At 31.3% G+C, this 1,376-nt stretch carries 1 protein-coding gene; it reads right to left on the reverse strand.

Translation table 11 applies throughout. The features are described 5' to 3' along the window. Positions 1-134: 134 nt before the first annotated feature. The gene (locus tag CUL_RS0112355) at positions 135-1,184 is read right to left on the reverse strand and encodes a MupG family TIM beta-alpha barrel fold protein (RefSeq protein WP_025642012.1); all 1,050 of its coding nucleotides are present in this window, start codon (positions 1,182-1,184) and stop codon (positions 135-137) included. Positions 1,185-1,376: the final 192 nt, after the last annotated feature.

Consider the following 1,376-nt stretch of genomic DNA (forward strand, 5'->3'; position numbering starts at 1 on the left):
CTCTGGTCTGTTGACCAGAGTTTTTTTATAATAAGCTGGAAAGTTCCCAATTATAAAGCATTAATTAAAAAGAACTTAATCTAAATCAGTTTCAAAAAATCTTTCTTATAATTATTTGATAGGAGCCTTTTTTATTATTTGCTATCCAAAAAATGAAATTTAAACTTTTGATTAGGGGCTAAAGAATCAATTAATGGATGTGCATCTATTGCTTTTGCCACAACATTTACCCTATCATCTGCGGGTAAGTCTGTTTGCAAAATTTGAAGCTCACCTTCATATCTATTATATTTTTCATTATCAATTGTTATAGAATATTTGTGCCTTGGTATACCATTATTATTCGGTATAATATTACCCTTCTTTATTAGCCTGGATTCTTGAGACCGGATAACAAACTCTCCGGGGTCTGAACGGTTAGTATGAACCTGCCGTAATAAATCCAACTCCACATCTGTTAAGTTTTTATTTAATTCTATAGGAATTAATGTAATATCTTTTCTAATAGAAGATAATACTTCTAATTCTTCTCTTGAAGCCATGGAGTCTCCAACAATAACAGAATCCACCCCCAATTGTAAAAGGTGTTGAGCGGAGATAATAGGATTAAGGGTTCTATGTTTTTCTAAAGTAGGTAACCCCTCATATACAGGTCCTCTTCTTCTATAATTACTAGGGATAAATGCTATGGTTTTTATACCATATTCTTTAAAAATATGGTTCTTTTCAATAAATAATTCTTCAGATATGCCTGAATCCTTTCTAGGATAAAAATTATGACTTGCATTTATTTTATCCATTTTCCCCCCATGCTTAATAAACTGTTCAATCTGTTTTCTATCAAAGGTTGTAGCGTTTATAGATATTCCAAAAGCGTATTTTTGTGTCATATATGCAGCTTCTTCTATTGTAAATCCATAGTCCAACCTTATATAATCGATTTTATATTTATTAAGTTCTAATTGGTCGTAGTATCCCTTAGAAATATCTACAATAGTGGTATATCCAAGTTTTGTACTTAAACTTAACACCGTTTCAAAATCCCTCGTGAAACTTTCTTTTACTTCTGGTATATGAGCAGATGTAAATAGTAAGGTTATACCTAAATTATAAGCTTTTTCCATATATTCTAATATTTCTTCTATACTATTTTCCATACCTGCATAAACAGAAATTCCTATCAAGCAAATCACCCCTTTGGCACAAACACAAGGTGCAATACTACACCTTGTGTTATGATATATTAATCTACCGGATCTTTGAAACCTATTAAATATGTGGCAACAAATCCACCAATATAAGCACCGACAATGCCCAATAGATAATGTAGTACATGACCTTGTTCAATAAGAATTGCTAAAGGTAAACCAGATATG

It is taken from the genome of [Clostridium] ultunense DSM 10521, from assembly GCF_000511955.1.
Taxonomy (GTDB): Bacteria; Bacillota; Clostridia; order Tissierellales; family Tepidimicrobiaceae; genus Schnuerera; species Schnuerera ultunensis.